Below are 13,632 nucleotides of genomic sequence, written 5' to 3'. Positions count from 1 at the left end.
CCGGGGCATGGACGTGCTGCGCACTCCCGGCGCGCGCTTCGCCGCCGTGACCGGCGGCCTGCGGATCGTGGCCGGGCACCCGGAGCGTTTCGCCAGGATCGTGGCCGCCAACACGGGCTTGCCCACCGGTGACATTCCCATGCCCGCGGTCTGGCACCGGTTCAAGGACGCCGTCACGAGCGCGCCCGTGCTGGACATCGCCCGTCTCGTCCAGGCGGGCTGCGCGAGCACGCTGCCCCAGGACGTCCGTGACGCCTACGACGCCCCATTCCCGGATGAAAGTTACAAAGCCGGACCCCGCGCCATGCCCGGCCTCGTGCCCGCCACCCCCGGCGATCCGGCCGCCCCCGCCAACCGCGCTGCCTGGCAGATCCTCACCACACTCGGACTGCCGTTCCTCGTCGCCTTCTCCGACGGCGCCCCGATCACCGGCGGCATGGCGCCCATCCTGAAGAAGACCATGGCCGGCGCCGCCGGGCTCGACCACCCGGTGCTCCACGGGGCGGGCCACTTCCTCCAGGAAGACGCCGGAGCCGACCTGGGATGGCACATCGCCGCATTCGTCACCGCCACCTAGCGTGTCAGGTCCGCCCAATCGTCGGTCCGGTGCGGTATAACCGGGGGCGGACCGGGGAGGCGTGATGCGGGAGTCCGACAGGGCCCGGCCGGCGGGCAGAGCCGCCGCACGGGATCTGTTCGAGCAGGTGCGGTTGCGGTATTTCCAGCTTCCCCCGGCCGTGCGGCGGGTGCTCTACGTCGGCGTGCTCGTCGGCGCCCTCGGCGTGGCCGCCGCCCTGCGATGGGACCTGTTCCAGACGTTTCTGTGGACGGCGGGGCTGCTCGCCTTCGCCGCGCTGACGCTGCGCTTCCCGCGCGCCGCCGCCACCCTGCTCGTCGTGGCCGGCTGGCTGCTGCTCCTGCCCGTCTTCGCCATGCTCTTCCCGCAGTCGGCCACGCCATTGCTGCTCATGGCGCTGGCCCTGCCGGTGGCCGTCGCCGCCCACCTCATCCGCTGGGTGCCGCCCTGGCTGAGCGCGCTCATGGCGCTCGTGCCCGCCGGCTCCCTGGCCGCCGCGCTCCACTCAGTTCCAGGGAGTATCGCCCTCTGGGCCGCGTACGGCGCGGCCGCCGCGGTCCTGCTCTACCGCTTCTTCACCGCCCGCCGGGTCAGGCAGGAGCTGAGCACCGAGGAGCAGGTCCGGGTCCGGGTGCGCGAGGGCAGGCAGGAACCTCAGCAGGAGCGCGGCGCCCCCCACAAGCCGATCTCGGTCGAGGAGGCGCTGGCCGAGCTGGAGAGCATGATCGGCCTGTCCCCGGTCAAGGAGCAGGTCCGCTCGATCGCCGCCTCCATCGAGGCATCCCGGCTGCGGGCCGAGGCCGGCTACACCGCCGAGCGCCCGACCCGCCACTTCGTCTTCGTCGGCCCGCCCGGCACCGGCAAGACCAGCGTGGCCCGCACGCTCGCCAAGATCTTCTACGCGTTCGGCCTCCTGGAGACCCCCGAGGTGGTCGAGGCCCAGCGGGCCGACCTGGTCGGCGAGTTCCTGGGCGCGACCGCGATCAAGACCAACGAGCTGGTCGACCGCGCGCTCGGCGGCGTGCTGTTCATCGACGAGGCATACAGCCTGATCAACTCCTCCGACGGCCAGCCCGACCGCTTCGGCGCCGAGGCCGTGCAGACCCTGCTCAAGCGGGCCGAGGACGACCGCGACCGGCTCATCATCATCCTGGCCGGCTACGAACAGGAGATGACCGGCTTCCTGGCCTCCAATCCCGGCCTGGCCAGCCGCTTCGCCACCCGGGTGCGCTTCCCCAGCTACTCGCCGGGGGAGCTGGCCGAGATCACCGAGCTGCTGCAGCGCCGCCGCGGCGACCGCATGGCGCCCGAGACGCACGCCGCGCTGCTCGGCCTGTTCGAGGACGTCCAGCGCCGCGGCCTGGTCGACGAGCTGGGCAACGCCCGCTTCGCCCGCAGCCTGGTCGAGGCCGCCGCGCAGGCGCGCGACGTGCGCGTGGTCGGCGCCGGCGGCACCCCCACCACCGAGGACCTGGTCACCACGATCACCCCCGACGTCACCAAGGCGTTCGAGGAGCTGACGGCCCGCTTCCGCGGCTACGAGGCCACCCCCACGCTGGAGGAGGCGCTCGGCGACCTCGACCGCATGGCCGGGCTGGAGCCGGTCAAGCGCCAGGTGCACGCGATCGCCGCCCAGCTCCAGGTCGCGCGCATGCGCCAGGAGCGCGGCCTGCCCACCCCGCCGCAGATGCGGCACTTCGTCTTCGTCGGCCCGCCCGGCACCGGCAAGACCACCGTCGCCCGCGTGCTCGGCCGCGTCTTCGCCGCCCTGGGCCTGCTGGCCCGGCCCGACGTGGTCGAGGCGCACCGCGCCGACCTGGTCGGCCAGCACCTCGGCGCCACCGCGATCAAGACCAACGAGCTGGTCGACCGCGCGCTCGGCGGCGTGCTGTTCATCGACGAGGCATACAGCCTGATCAACCAGGGCTACGCCGGCGGCGACGCCTTCGGCTCCGAGGCCGTGCAGACCCTGCTCAAGCGGGCCGAGGACGACCGCGACCGGCTGGTTATCGTGCTGGCCGGCTACCAGCGCGAGACCGACGCCTTCCTGGCCTCCAACCCCGGCCTGTCCAGCCGCTTCAACCAGCGCGTGGCCTTCCCCAGCTACAGCCCCCGGGAGCTGTCGGAGATCGCCGCCCTGCTGGCCGACAAGTCAGGCGACCGCTTCGACGAGGCGGCGCTGGCCGACCTCGACGAGGTCTTCGGCTGGGTGTGCAGGGAGAAGCTGATCGACGGGCTGGGCAACGGCCGCTTCGCCCGCTCGCTGTTCGAGCGCGCCGCCCTCCGGCGGGACGTGCGCCTGGCCGCGCTGGGCGGCGACGCCAGCTCCGCCGAGCTGACCACTATCACCAGCGAGGACGTCAGGGCCGCCGTCGACGAACTTTCCGGACGCTAACGTAACCCCTCTTTGACACTCGCCTGCGCTCCGTCCGTTACATGGTGTAGCACTATGACTACGGAGGGGAGGTGTGGATGGCCGGGTTCCTGGCGCGCAGGCTGGTCAGCTATCTGGTGCTCATCGCGGTCGCGTCGAGTCTCGCCTACATGCTGGCGGCCACGGCGCTCGACCCGCGCTCCAACTACGCCGACCGCACCCCCAAGCCGCCGCCCGCGGTCGTGGACGCCCAGCTGAGCGCGCTCAACCTCAACGACAAGACCCCGCTCATCCAGCGCTACGCCACCTGGGCGGCCGGCGTGCTCCACGGCGACTTCGGCAAGAGCGTCACCGGCGCCTCCGTCAACGAGGACCTCGCCCGGCGGGCCGGGGTGACCTTCCGCCTGGTCCTGCTCGGGCTGATCTGCGGCAGCCTGGCCGGCGTGTTCGCGGGGGCGTACGCGGCGGTCAAGCAGTACGGCTGGTTCGACCGGCTCTCGACCGGCATGGCGTTCCTGGTGCTGGCGATCCCCGTGGTCGTCCTGGCCACCGTGCTGATCCTGGCCGGCACCTGGCTCAACGACAACGTCTTCGGCGTCAAGGTCTTCCTGGTCAGCGGCGAGTACTCCGACGGCCTGCAGGGCGGCTTCTGGACCGGCCTGCGCGACCGGCTGCAGCACCTGATCCTGCCGACCGTCTCGCTGTCGCTCGGCCTGATCGCCACCTTCAGCCGCTACCAGCGCAACATGATGCTCGACGTGCTCGGCGCCGACTTCATCCGCACGGCGGTCGCCAAGGGGCTCAGCCGCCGCCGCGCGCTGGTCAGGCACGCGCTGCGCACCGCGCTGATCCCGGTGGTCACCTACTTCGCCTTCACCTTCGGCACGCTGCTGACCGGCGCCACGTTCACCGAGAAGATCTTCGGCTGGCACGGGCTCGGCGAACAACTGATCAACTCGATCTTCACCAACGACGTCAACACCGTGGCCGCGATCTCCTTCCTGGCCGCCATCGCCGTCCTGGCCGCCTCGCTCGCCGCCGACCTGCTGCACGCCGCCCTCGACCCCCGGGTCCGCACCTGATGAGCCTGCAGGAGGAGGAGCTCGCGGAGGAACTGCGGGAGGTCCCGCGGGCGCCGTCGCGGCTGCGCATGGTGAGCGGGCGCTTCTTCGCCTCCGCGCAGGGGCGGGCGGGCTTCGCCGTACTCGCGCTGATGTTCCTGCTGGCCTTCGCCGGGCCGCTGCTCAGCCCGTGGTCCTACACCGACAAGGACTTCACCGCCTTCCTGCAGCCGCCGTCGGCGCGGCACTGGTTCGGCACGCTGCAGACGGGCGCCGACGTCTACGCCGTCACGCTGCGCGGCATGCAGAAGTCGCTGATCGTCGGCCTGCTGGCGGCGTTGCTGTCCACCGCGCTGGCCGCCGTGGTCGGCGCCTTCGCCGGGTACTTCTCCGGCTGGACCGACCGCACGCTCAGCTGGATCACCGAACTGCTGCTGGTGCTGCCCGCCTTCCTGATCCTGGCGATCATGTCACCGCTGTTCGGCGACGGGCAGTGGGTGCTGTTCGTGGTCATGCTGGCGTTGTTCCTGTGGATGGTCACCTCGAAGATCGTGCGCGGGATGACGATCTCGCTGAAGCAGCGCGAGTACATCCAGGCCGCCCGCTTCATGGGCGTGCCCCCCGTGACGATCATCTTCCGGCACGTCATCCCCAACCTGTCCTCGCTGCTCATCGTGGATGCCACGCTCAACGTCAGCGCCGCCATCCTCACCGAGACCTCGCTGTCGTACTTCGGCTTCGGCATCCAGCCGCCGGACGTGTCGTTCGGCACGCTCATCGCCGACGGCGCCAAGACCGCGCTGTACGCGCCGTGGACGTTCTGGTTCGTGGCCGTCCTGCTGGTGGTCACCGTGCTGGCGGTCAACCTCATCGGCGACGCGCTGCGCGACGCGTTCGACCCGTCTGCCCGGAAGGGGACCCGATGACCACGCCGGCTCCGGTGCTGGAGGTGCGCGACCTGTCCGTCTCCTTCGGCGACGTGCCCGCCGTGCGCGGCGTCAGCTACACCGTACGGCCCGGCGAGGTCCTGGGCATCGTGGGCGAGTCCGGCTCCGGCAAGTCCGTCACCTCGGCCGCGATCATGGGCCTGCTGCCCCCGAGCGCCAGGGTCACGGGCTCGGTGCGGCTCAAGGGCCAGGAGCTGATCGGCGCCCCGGAGAAGACGCTGACCGCCTTCCGCGGCAAGACGATCTCCATGGTCTTCCAGGACCCGCTGTCGGCCCTCACGCCCGTCTTCCGGGTCGGCGACCAGATCGCCGAGGCGGTGCGCGTGCACCAGAAGGTCACCAAGGAGCAGGCCATGGTCCGGGCGGTGGAGCTGCTCGACCTGGTCGGCATCCCGCACGCGGGGGAGCGGGCGCTGGCGTTCCCCCACGAGTTCTCCGGCGGCATGCGCCAGCGGGCGGTCATCGCCATGGCCATCGCCAACGACCCCGACGTGATCATCTGTGACGAGCCCACGACCGCGCTCGACGTCACCATCCAGGCCCAGGTGCTGGAGGTGCTGAAGACGGCCCAGCGGGAGACGGGCGCCGCCATCGTGCTGATCACGCATGACCTCGGGGTGGTGGCGGGGGTCGCCGACCGGGTGCTGGTGATGTACGCCGGGCGGCCGGTCGAGGTGGGGGACGTGGACGACGTCTACTACCGGATGCGCATGCCGTACACGGTGGGGTTGCTCAACTCGATCCCGCGCCTCGACGACGGCGGGCGGCGGCCGCTGGTGCCCATCGAGGGCAGTCCGCCCTCGGCGGCGGCGTTGCCGTCCGGGTGCCCGTTCGAGCCGCGCTGCCCGATGGCGGTGGCGGAGTGCGCGCTGGCCGAGCCGGAGCTCGCCGAGGTCGGGCCGGGGCACGAGGCGGCCTGCATCCGCTGGGCCGACGTCGGGAGCACGCCGCCGGGCAGGCATGCCGCCCGTCCCCCGGACACGCCGCGGGAGGGGCGGGCCGCGCGCGAGGTGGTGCTGCAGGTGGACGGGCTGGTCAAGGAGTACCCGCTGATGCGGGGCGCGGTGTTCAAGCGCCGGGTCGGCACCGTGCACGCGGTCGCCGGGATCAGCTTCGACATCCGCGGGGGCGAGACGCTGGGGCTGGTCGGCGAGTCGGGCTGCGGCAAGACCACGACGCTCATGGAGATCCTGGAGCTGGTCAGGCCGCAGGACGGCCGGATCGTGGTGCTGGGCAGGGACACCGCGCGGATGGGCGCGGGCGACCGGATGGCGATCCGGCGGGACATGCAGGTCGTCTTCCAGGACCCGATGGCCGCGCTCGACCCGCGCATGACCGTGCACGACATCCTGGCCGAGCCGCTGCGCACCCACGGGCAGGGCGACGCCGGCGCGCGGGTGCTCCGGCTCCTCCGGCTGGTCGGCCTGGAGGCCGCGCACGCGGCCCGCTACCCGCAGGACTTCTCCGGCGGCCAGCGCCAGCGCATCGGCATCGCCCGCGCGCTGGCGCTGGAGCCGAAGCTGGTGGTGCTGGACGAGCCCGTCTCCGCGCTCGACGTCTCCATCCAGGCCGGGGTGGTCAACCTGCTGGAGACCCTGAAGGCGCGGCTGGGCCTGTCCTACCTGTTCGTGGCGCACGACCTGGCCGTGGTGCGGCACCTCGCCGATCGGGTGGCGGTGATGTATCTCGGCAGGATCGCCGAGATCGGCCGGGTGGAGTCCGTCTACGGCGCGCCCATGCACCCCTACACGCAGGCGCTGCTGTCGGCGATCCCGCTGCCCGACCCCCGGCGCGAGCGCGCCCGCAGGCGCATCCTCCTCGAAGGCGACCTGCCCAGTCCCGCCGATCCGCCCTCGGGCTGCCGCTTCCGTACCCGCTGCCCCAAGTTCAGGACGCTCACCGACGCCGAGCGCGGCCGCTGCGCCGAGAGCGAGCCCGACGTCCGCCAGCACGGCCACGACCACGGCGTGGCCTGTCACTACGCCGAAAAGCTCGACGTCGTTTAGTACCACGAGGAGTCACATTCCATGAAGGCATCACGACTTGCTCTCGCGGCCGTGCTGACCGGCTCGCTGGCCCTGACGGGCTGCGGTGGCGGCGGGCCGTCCGGCGGCGACGGCAGCGGCACGGCCCGGGTCGGCGACGACGCGCCGGTCCAGGCGTTCGACATCAACCTGCGGCCGCGTGAGCAGGTCCGCGACGGCGGCACGCTGCGCTGGGGCCTCAACGAGCTGCCGACGCAGTGGAACCGCAACCACGTGGACGGCAACCTCCTCATGGCCGCGGTGGTCAGCAACGCCCTGCTGCCGGCGCCGTTCCGCTCCAACGAGAAGGCGGAGATCGCCCCCAACCCCGACTACCTCCTCGACGCCCGGATCACCCAGGGCAAGCCCAAGCAGGTCATCACCTACACCCTCAACCCGAAGGCCAGATGGTCCACCGGCGACCCGATCACCTGGGCGGACTACGAGGCGCAGTGGAAGGCGCTCAACGGCGAGGACACCGCCTACCGCATCGTCACGCCGACCGGCTACCAGGACATCGAGAGCGTGAAGCGGGGCAAGGACGACTACGAGGTGGTCGTCACCTTCTCCAGGCCCTTCGCCGACTGGCAGTCGTTGTTCGGCCCGCTGCTCCCGAAGTCGGCCAACAGCTCGCCCGAGGCGTTCAACACCGGCTGGGTCAACAAGATCCCGGTGACCGCCGGGCCGTTCAGGTTCCAGGCGTTCGACCAGACCGCCAAGACCGTCACGATCGTGCGAGACGACGCCTGGTGGGGCGAGCGCGCCAAGCTCGACCAGATCATCTACCGCGCCTCGGAGCAGGACTCCCTGATCGGCGCGTTCGGCAACGGCGAACTCGACATCACCGACGTCGGCCCGTCCGCCCCCGACTACGCCCGGGCCAAGTCCACCTCGGGCGCGGAGGTACGGCAGGCCGCCGGCCCCGACTTCCGCCACTTCACCTTCAACGGCTCCAGCGAGTTGCTCAAGGACGTCAACGTGCGCCGGGCGATCCAGCTGGGCATCAACCGCCAGGCCATCGCCCAGTCCGACCTGCAGGGCCTCGACTGGCCGATCGCGCTGCTGAACAACCACTTCTTCATGAACACCCAGGAGGGCTACCAGGACAACGCCGGCGACCTGGGCGCCTACAACCCGGAGAAGGCCAAGCAGCTCCTGGACGCCGCAGGGTGGAAGCTCGACGGCGCCGTCAGGCGGAAGGACGGCAAACCGCTCGACCTGCGCTTCGTGGTGCCGACCGGGGTCCAGCTGAGCAAGTCGGAGGGCGAGCTGGCCCAGAGCATGCTCGCCCAGATCGGGGTCAAGCTCACGATCCAGGCGGTGCCGAGCGACGACTTCTTCACCAAGTACGTCATCCCCGGCAACTTCGACATCACGCCGTTCGCCTACATCGGCACGCCGTTCCCGGTCTCCAGCAGCTACGGCGTCTACGTGAACTCGCCCGACAGCGGCAAGACCTGGAACGCCAACTTCGGCCGGACCGGCTCTGCGCAGATCGACGCCGCGATGCAGAAGGCCGGCGCCGCGCTCGACCCGGCGCAGGCGCACGCCGACACCAACCAGGCCGACAAGCTGATCTGGCAGGAGGTCAACGTGCTGCCGCTCTACCAGCGCCCGCAGAACGTGGCCACCCGCGACAACCTGGCCAACGCCGGCGCCCGCGGCTTCTACGACCTGCGCTACCAGGACATAGGGTTCACCGACTAAGAAAACGCGTGGTGTAGAACTGGGCGCGTGAGAGTTGCGATGACGTGGCCGCAGGTGCTGTCGTGGCGCCTGCGGCGGCAGTACGTGAGCGGCCCGGCAGCCGCCGATCCCGTGGCGGTGGCCAGGCGGCTGTGCGGGGTGCAGACCCAGGTGGCCTCCTCGGCGCAGCACGCGGTGGCGGTGCGCAGCGCCGTGGCCGACCCCGGCGCGGTGGAGCGGGCGCTGCGGGACGAGCGCACGCTGGTGAAGACCTGGGTGATGCGCGGCACGCTGCATCTGCTGCCCGGTGACGAGCTGCCGGACTACTGCGCCGCCCTGAGCACGCTGCGCTTCTGGGAGAAGGGCGTCTGGCAGCGCGGGCACGGCGTGACCGCGGCCGAGATCGAGGCGATCGTCGCCGCCGTGCCGGAGGCGCTGGCCGGCGACCCGCTGACCCGCGAGGAGCTGGTGGACGCCGTGATCCGGGTGACCGGCGACGGCCATCTGCGCGAGGCGCTCACCTCGGGCTGGGGCGCGCTGCTCAAGCCGCTGAGCCGGTTGGGGGAGCTGTGCTACGGGCCGGCGCGCGAAGGGAAGATCACGTTCACCGCGCCGCGCCGCTGGCTGCCGTCCTGGCCGGCCGCGCTGCCGCCGTTCGAGGAGGCGGGGGTACGGCTGGCCCGCGCGTTCCTGGGCGCCCACGGCCCGGCGACGCCGGAGACGTTCGACAAGTGGCTCTTCGGCGGCGTGGCCAGGAAGGCCGTGCTGAAGGGCTGGTTCCGCGACCTGGCGCCGGAACTGACCGAGGTCGAGGTGGAGGGCGAGCGGCTGCTGGCGCTGACCGAGCACCTGGACGACCTGGCGGCGGCCCGGCCGTCGGCGGAGGTGTACCTGCTGCCCGGCTTCGACCAGTACATCCTCGGCGCCCCCAGAGACCAGGCCGCGCTGATCCCGCCCGCGGTCAAGGCCAAGGTGAGCAGGCAGGCGGGCTGGATCTCGCCGGTCGTGATCTATCGAGGGCGCGTCGCGGGCGTGTGGGAGCCCAAGGACCTGAGCGTGGAGTTGTTCGAGGAGGTCCCCGCCGGGCCGCTGGCCGACGCGGTGACGGGGACGCGGGAACTGCTGAAGGAGCTGATGGCATGACCAGGGACTTCGTCCAGGTGGACGTCTTCACCGACACCCCCTACCGGGGCAACCCCCTGGCCGTCGTACTCGACGGCGACGGCCTGAGCACCGAGCAGATGCAGCGCTTCGCCCACTGGACGAACCTGTCGGAGACCACCTTCGTCCTGCCGCCCACGACCCCGGAGGCCGACTACCGGGTGCGGATCTTCACCCCCGCCGCCGAGCTGCCGTTCGCCGGCCACCCCACGCTCGGCACCTGCCACGCCTGGCTGGAGGCGGGCGGCAGCCCGGCCGGCGGGGACACGATCGTGCAGGAGTGCGGCGCGGGCCTGGTCCGGGTGCGGCGCGACGGCGACGGGCTGGCCTTCGCCGCCCCGCCCCTGCTCAGGGATGGGCCCGTGGAGGAGGACCTGGTCGTGCGGCTGGCCGCGATGCTGGGCGTCGAGCGCGCCGCGATCGTGGACGCCCAGTGGGCCGACAACGGGCCGGGCTGGGTGGCGGTGCTGCTGGGCAGCGCCGAGGAGGTGCTGGCGCTGCGCCCCGGCCTCGTGGACCTCGACCTCGGCGTGGCCGGGCCCTATCCCGTGGGCTCGCCGGAGGCGTTCGAGGTGCGCGCGTTCTTCCCCAACAACGGCGCCACCGTCGAGGACCCGGTGACCGGCAGCCTGAACGCCTCGCTGGCCGGGTGGCTGCTGCGCACCGGCCGGGCGGCCGCGCCGTACACGGCCTCCCAGGGGACGGTGCTGGGCCGGGCCGGGCGGGTGCGCATCACCGCCGACGGGCCGGTGGTCTGGGTCGGCGGCTCCGTCGTCACCTGCGTCCGCGGCACCGTCAGCCTCTGAGAGTCAGCTTCTGAGGGTGAAGCGCACGTCGCCGCCCGGCCGCAGCTGGGCGGCGACGGGCAGGTCGGCGGCGCGCACCACGCCGATCACCGGGTAGCCGCCGGTCGGCGGATGGTCGGCCAGGAAGACGATGGGCTGCCCGCTGGGCGGCACCTGGATCGCCCCGGCGACCATGCCCTCGCTGGGCAGCTCGCCGTCCCTGGCTCGTTCCAGCTTGGGGCCGCGCAGCCGTACCCCGACGCGGTTGCTGTCCTGGCTCACCTCGTACGGCCGGCCGCACAGCTCCCGCAGCGCCCCCGGGACGAACCAGTCCGTCCGCGGGCCGGGCACCACCCGCAGCACCGCGCCGCCCACCGGCCGCGACGGCGCCACGTCCACCGTGATCTCCGGCTGCCCGTGCGCGGGGCCGACGGGCAGGAGCGTCCCGGCCCGCAGCACCTCGGGGCCGAGCCCGGACAGCGAGTCGGTGGAGCGGCTGCCGAGCACGGGCTCGACCGCGATGCCGCCCCGGACGGCCAGGTAGGTCCGCAGCCCGGTGGCGGGCGTCCCGAAGCGGAGTCCGGCGCCGGCCGGAACCCAGAACGGCGCCCCCATCCCCGCCGCACCGGCTCCGGAGACCGGGCAGGAGGCGCCCGTCACCGCGACCCAGGCCCCCGTGCGGAAGGCCAGGTGCGCGCCGCCGAAGGTGAGTTCGAGCCCCGCGGCGCCCTCCGGGTTGCCGACGAGCCGGTTGGCCAGGCGCAGGCTCGGCAGGTCGGCGGCGCCGGAGCGGGGCACGCCCAGATGGGCGAAGCCGGGGCGGCCGAGGTCCTGGACGGTCGTGTAGGGACCGGGCCTGAGCACGTCGATCATGCGGGCTCGAACCGTACGCGGGTGCCGGGCCGGAACAACGACGGGGGTTCGGCCCCCACGTCCCACACGCGCAGGCCGGTACGGCCCAGCAGCCGCCAGCCGCCGGGCGAGGCGCTGGGGTAGACCGCCGAGTACGGCCCGGCGATCGCCACCGAGCCGGCGGGCACCGAGGTGCGCGGCGTGGCCAGCCTGGACACGCGCAGCGCGGGATCCAGGCCGGTCAGGTAGGCGAACCCGGGCGCGAACCCCAGCCAGCCCACGACCAGCTCCCGCCCGCAGTGCCGGGCGATCACCTCGGCCTCCGTCAGCCCGGTCTCGCGAGCGACGTCGGCCACGTCGGCGCCGTCGTAGACCACGGGCACCACGACGGCCCGCGCCACCTCCGCCTCCCGGCCGGGGCCGTGGGCGGCGACCTCGGCCAGCTCGGCCAGCTGTACGCGCAGCCGGGCCTGGTCGGCTCCGGGCGCCACGACGAGGACGGTCTCCGGGCCCGGCACGATCTCCGCGACGGACGCGGGCCGCTCGGCGCGCAGCAGCGCGTCCAGCCGGTGGGAGATCTCCAGGGAGCCGGTCTCCACGAGCAGCCCGTGCTCTCCGGCCGTCAGGATCACGCGAACGCCTGCAGGACGACGCCGGCTTCCAGCAGCCGGTCGCGGACGGCCTGCGCCAGCCGTACCGCGTCGGGGGTGTCGCCGTGGACGCAGATGGAGCGGGCCGAGACGGCGATCTCGCTGCCGTCGGCGGCCACGACGCGGTTGTCCACGGCCATGCGGACCGCGCGGGCGGCGACCGCGGCCGGGTCGTGGATGACGGCGCCCGGCTCGCGGCGGGACACCAGGGCGCCCGCCGGGGTGTAGGCGCGGTCGGCGAACGCCTCGGTGATCGTGGGCACGCCCTCGGCGGCGGCGGCGTGGTGCACGGCCGAGCCGGGCAGGGTCAGCACCGGCAGCGACGGGTCGTAGTCGGCCACGGCGTCGATGACGGCGGCGGCCTGGCCGGGGTCGCGGCAGATGCGGTTGTAGAGGGCGCCGTGGGGTTTGACGTAGGAGACGCGGCCGCCCATGGAACGGGCGATGCCGTCCACCGCGGCGAGCTGGTAGAGCACCTCGGCGCAGAGCTCCTCGGGCTCGACCTCCATCTCCCGGCGGCCGAAGTGGGCCAGGTCGCGGTAGGAGACCTGCGCGCCGATGGACACGCCCCGGTCGACGGCGGCGGCGCAGGTGCGCCTGATGGTCACGGGGTCGCCGGCGTGGAAGCCGCAGGCGACGTTGGCGCTGGTCACGATGTCCAGCAGCGCCAGGTCGTCGCCGAGCTTCCAGATGCCGAAGCCTTCGCCGAGGTCCGCGTTGAGGTCGATCACCATGGACCTATCTTCTACCGTGGCGCGACGAAGAGTGTCTGGGTTGCCCCTCCCACCTCTCCGTGCTCGTCGAAAAGGACCGAACGGGTCAGGCCGCGCCCGGACGGGCCGACCGTGGTTTCGGCGTCCATGCAGATCCATTCGGTGGCCGGGCTGCGGAACAGCGAGACGGTCAGGTCCACGTTGACGAACAGGTGGGTCTCGAACGGCAGCGCGTAGCTGATGCCGTTGCCGCTGTCGGCGGTGGCCAGCAGGCGTTCGAGCGGGGTGACCGGCTCGCCCTCCACCAGGGGGACGCGCATGCGCATCCAGGCGGTGGCCGCGCCGGGCTCCATGGGGGTGCCCTTGACGAAGCGCCAGTCCATGGCTCTGCCGTACCCGAAGCCGGTGGACAGCCAGGACGGCGGGTCCGGCTCGTCCGGGACGGGCGCGGGCGGCGGCGCGGCGGCGGTCCGCGGGCTGTCGCTCTCGCGGATGCGCCAGGCGGTGGCGCGCACGAACTCCCGCCCGCCCGCGCGGACCGTCGCGGCCAGGCACTGCACGCGCTTGCCGTCGCGGATCACCTCGGTGGCGATCTCCAACTCGCCGACCGGGACGGGCGCGAAGACGTCGGCGGCCAGGCGGGACAGGTCCAGGCCCGCCTTGGGCGCGGCGGCGGCCAGTTCGTGGGCGATCAGGGCGGTCACCGGCCCCATGTGCTGAAATTTCGGGTCCCAGGGGCCCTGGGTGTGCTCAGAGGCGAGATAGCGGCCGGGAGCGAGCCTGGAATACATCGACATAGAAG

At 72.7% G+C, this 13,632-nt stretch carries 12 protein-coding genes; 8 read left to right on the top strand and 4 right to left on the bottom strand.

Annotated features, from left to right (window positions below; all coding sequences use genetic code 11):
- The first annotated feature begins 7 nt into the window (after nucleotides 1-7).
- The 8 genes from FVE25_RS11215 (at nucleotide 8) to FVE25_RS11180 (ending at nucleotide 10,636) form a co-directional block, all read left to right on the top strand.
- The gene (locus FVE25_RS11215) at nucleotides 8-577 is read left to right on the top strand and encodes an alpha/beta hydrolase family protein (RefSeq protein ID WP_219825420.1); all 570 of its coding nucleotides are present in this window, start codon (nucleotides 8-10) and stop codon (nucleotides 575-577) included.
- A 64-nt stretch (nucleotides 578-641) separates the two neighbouring features.
- Nucleotides 642-2,972: an AAA family ATPase gene (locus FVE25_RS11210; RefSeq protein ID WP_157246335.1), complete on the top strand. Its 2,331-nt coding sequence runs from the start codon at nucleotides 642-644 to the stop codon at nucleotides 2,970-2,972.
- 77 nt (nucleotides 2,973-3,049) lie between these two features.
- Nucleotides 3,050-4,033: an ABC transporter permease gene (locus tag FVE25_RS11205; RefSeq protein WP_157246334.1), complete on the top strand. Its 984-nt coding sequence runs from the start codon at nucleotides 3,050-3,052 to the stop codon at nucleotides 4,031-4,033.
- Complete coding sequence (locus FVE25_RS11200) at nucleotides 4,033-4,938, top strand: ABC transporter permease (RefSeq protein WP_157246333.1); 906 nt, start codon at nucleotides 4,033-4,035, stop codon at nucleotides 4,936-4,938. The genes FVE25_RS11205 and FVE25_RS11200 overlap by 1 nt, the downstream gene beginning before the upstream one ends.
- Entirely contained in the window at nucleotides 4,935-6,965 is a 2,031-nt protein-coding gene (locus tag FVE25_RS11195; protein WP_157246332.1) for a dipeptide ABC transporter ATP-binding protein, read from the top strand. Before FVE25_RS11200 ends, FVE25_RS11195 begins: the two co-directional genes overlap by 4 nt.
- Before the next feature lie 21 nt (nucleotides 6,966-6,986).
- On the top strand, nucleotides 6,987-8,690 hold the full coding sequence (locus tag FVE25_RS11190) for an ABC transporter family substrate-binding protein (RefSeq protein ID WP_246266910.1): 1,704 nt from the start codon (nucleotides 6,987-6,989) through the stop codon (nucleotides 8,688-8,690).
- A gap of 27 nt (nucleotides 8,691-8,717) precedes the next feature.
- Nucleotides 8,718-9,812, top strand: coding sequence for a winged helix DNA-binding domain-containing protein (locus FVE25_RS11185; RefSeq protein ID WP_246266909.1), 1,095 nt, complete (start codon nucleotides 8,718-8,720; stop codon nucleotides 9,810-9,812).
- On the top strand, nucleotides 9,809-10,636 hold the full coding sequence (locus tag FVE25_RS11180) for a PhzF family phenazine biosynthesis protein (RefSeq protein WP_157246331.1): 828 nt from the start codon (nucleotides 9,809-9,811) through the stop codon (nucleotides 10,634-10,636). Before FVE25_RS11185 ends, FVE25_RS11180 begins: the two co-directional genes overlap by 4 nt.
- A gap of 3 nt (nucleotides 10,637-10,639) precedes the next feature.
- On the opposite strand, the gene FVE25_RS11175 is transcribed toward FVE25_RS11180, so the two are convergent.
- From FVE25_RS11175 to FVE25_RS11160, 4 genes are read right to left on the bottom strand one after another with little or no spacing between them, the layout of a single operon-like run.
- Complete coding sequence (locus tag FVE25_RS11175; RefSeq protein ID WP_157246330.1) at nucleotides 10,640-11,488, bottom strand: 5-oxoprolinase subunit C family protein; 849 nt, start codon at nucleotides 11,486-11,488, stop codon at nucleotides 10,640-10,642.
- The gene (locus FVE25_RS11170; protein ID WP_157246329.1) at nucleotides 11,485-12,099 is read right to left on the bottom strand and encodes a 5-oxoprolinase subunit B family protein; all 615 of its coding nucleotides are present in this window, start codon (nucleotides 12,097-12,099) and stop codon (nucleotides 11,485-11,487) included. Before FVE25_RS11170 ends, FVE25_RS11175 begins: the two co-directional genes overlap by 4 nt.
- Nucleotides 12,096-12,851, bottom strand: a complete 756-nt coding sequence (locus tag FVE25_RS11165) for a LamB/YcsF family protein (RefSeq protein ID WP_157246328.1) — start codon at nucleotides 12,849-12,851, stop codon at nucleotides 12,096-12,098. Before FVE25_RS11165 ends, FVE25_RS11170 begins: the two co-directional genes overlap by 4 nt.
- An 11-nt stretch (nucleotides 12,852-12,862) precedes the next feature.
- The gene (locus FVE25_RS11160) at nucleotides 12,863-13,621 is read right to left on the bottom strand and encodes a thioesterase family protein (protein ID WP_181019531.1); all 759 of its coding nucleotides are present in this window, start codon (nucleotides 13,619-13,621) and stop codon (nucleotides 12,863-12,865) included.
- Between the last annotated feature and the right edge of the window lie 11 nt (nucleotides 13,622-13,632).

The organism is Nonomuraea typhae (assembly GCF_009760925.1).
Lineage (GTDB): Bacteria > Actinomycetota > Actinomycetes > Streptosporangiales > Streptosporangiaceae > Nonomuraea > Nonomuraea typhae.
This window is presented reverse-complemented; position numbering and strand designations above follow the sequence as displayed.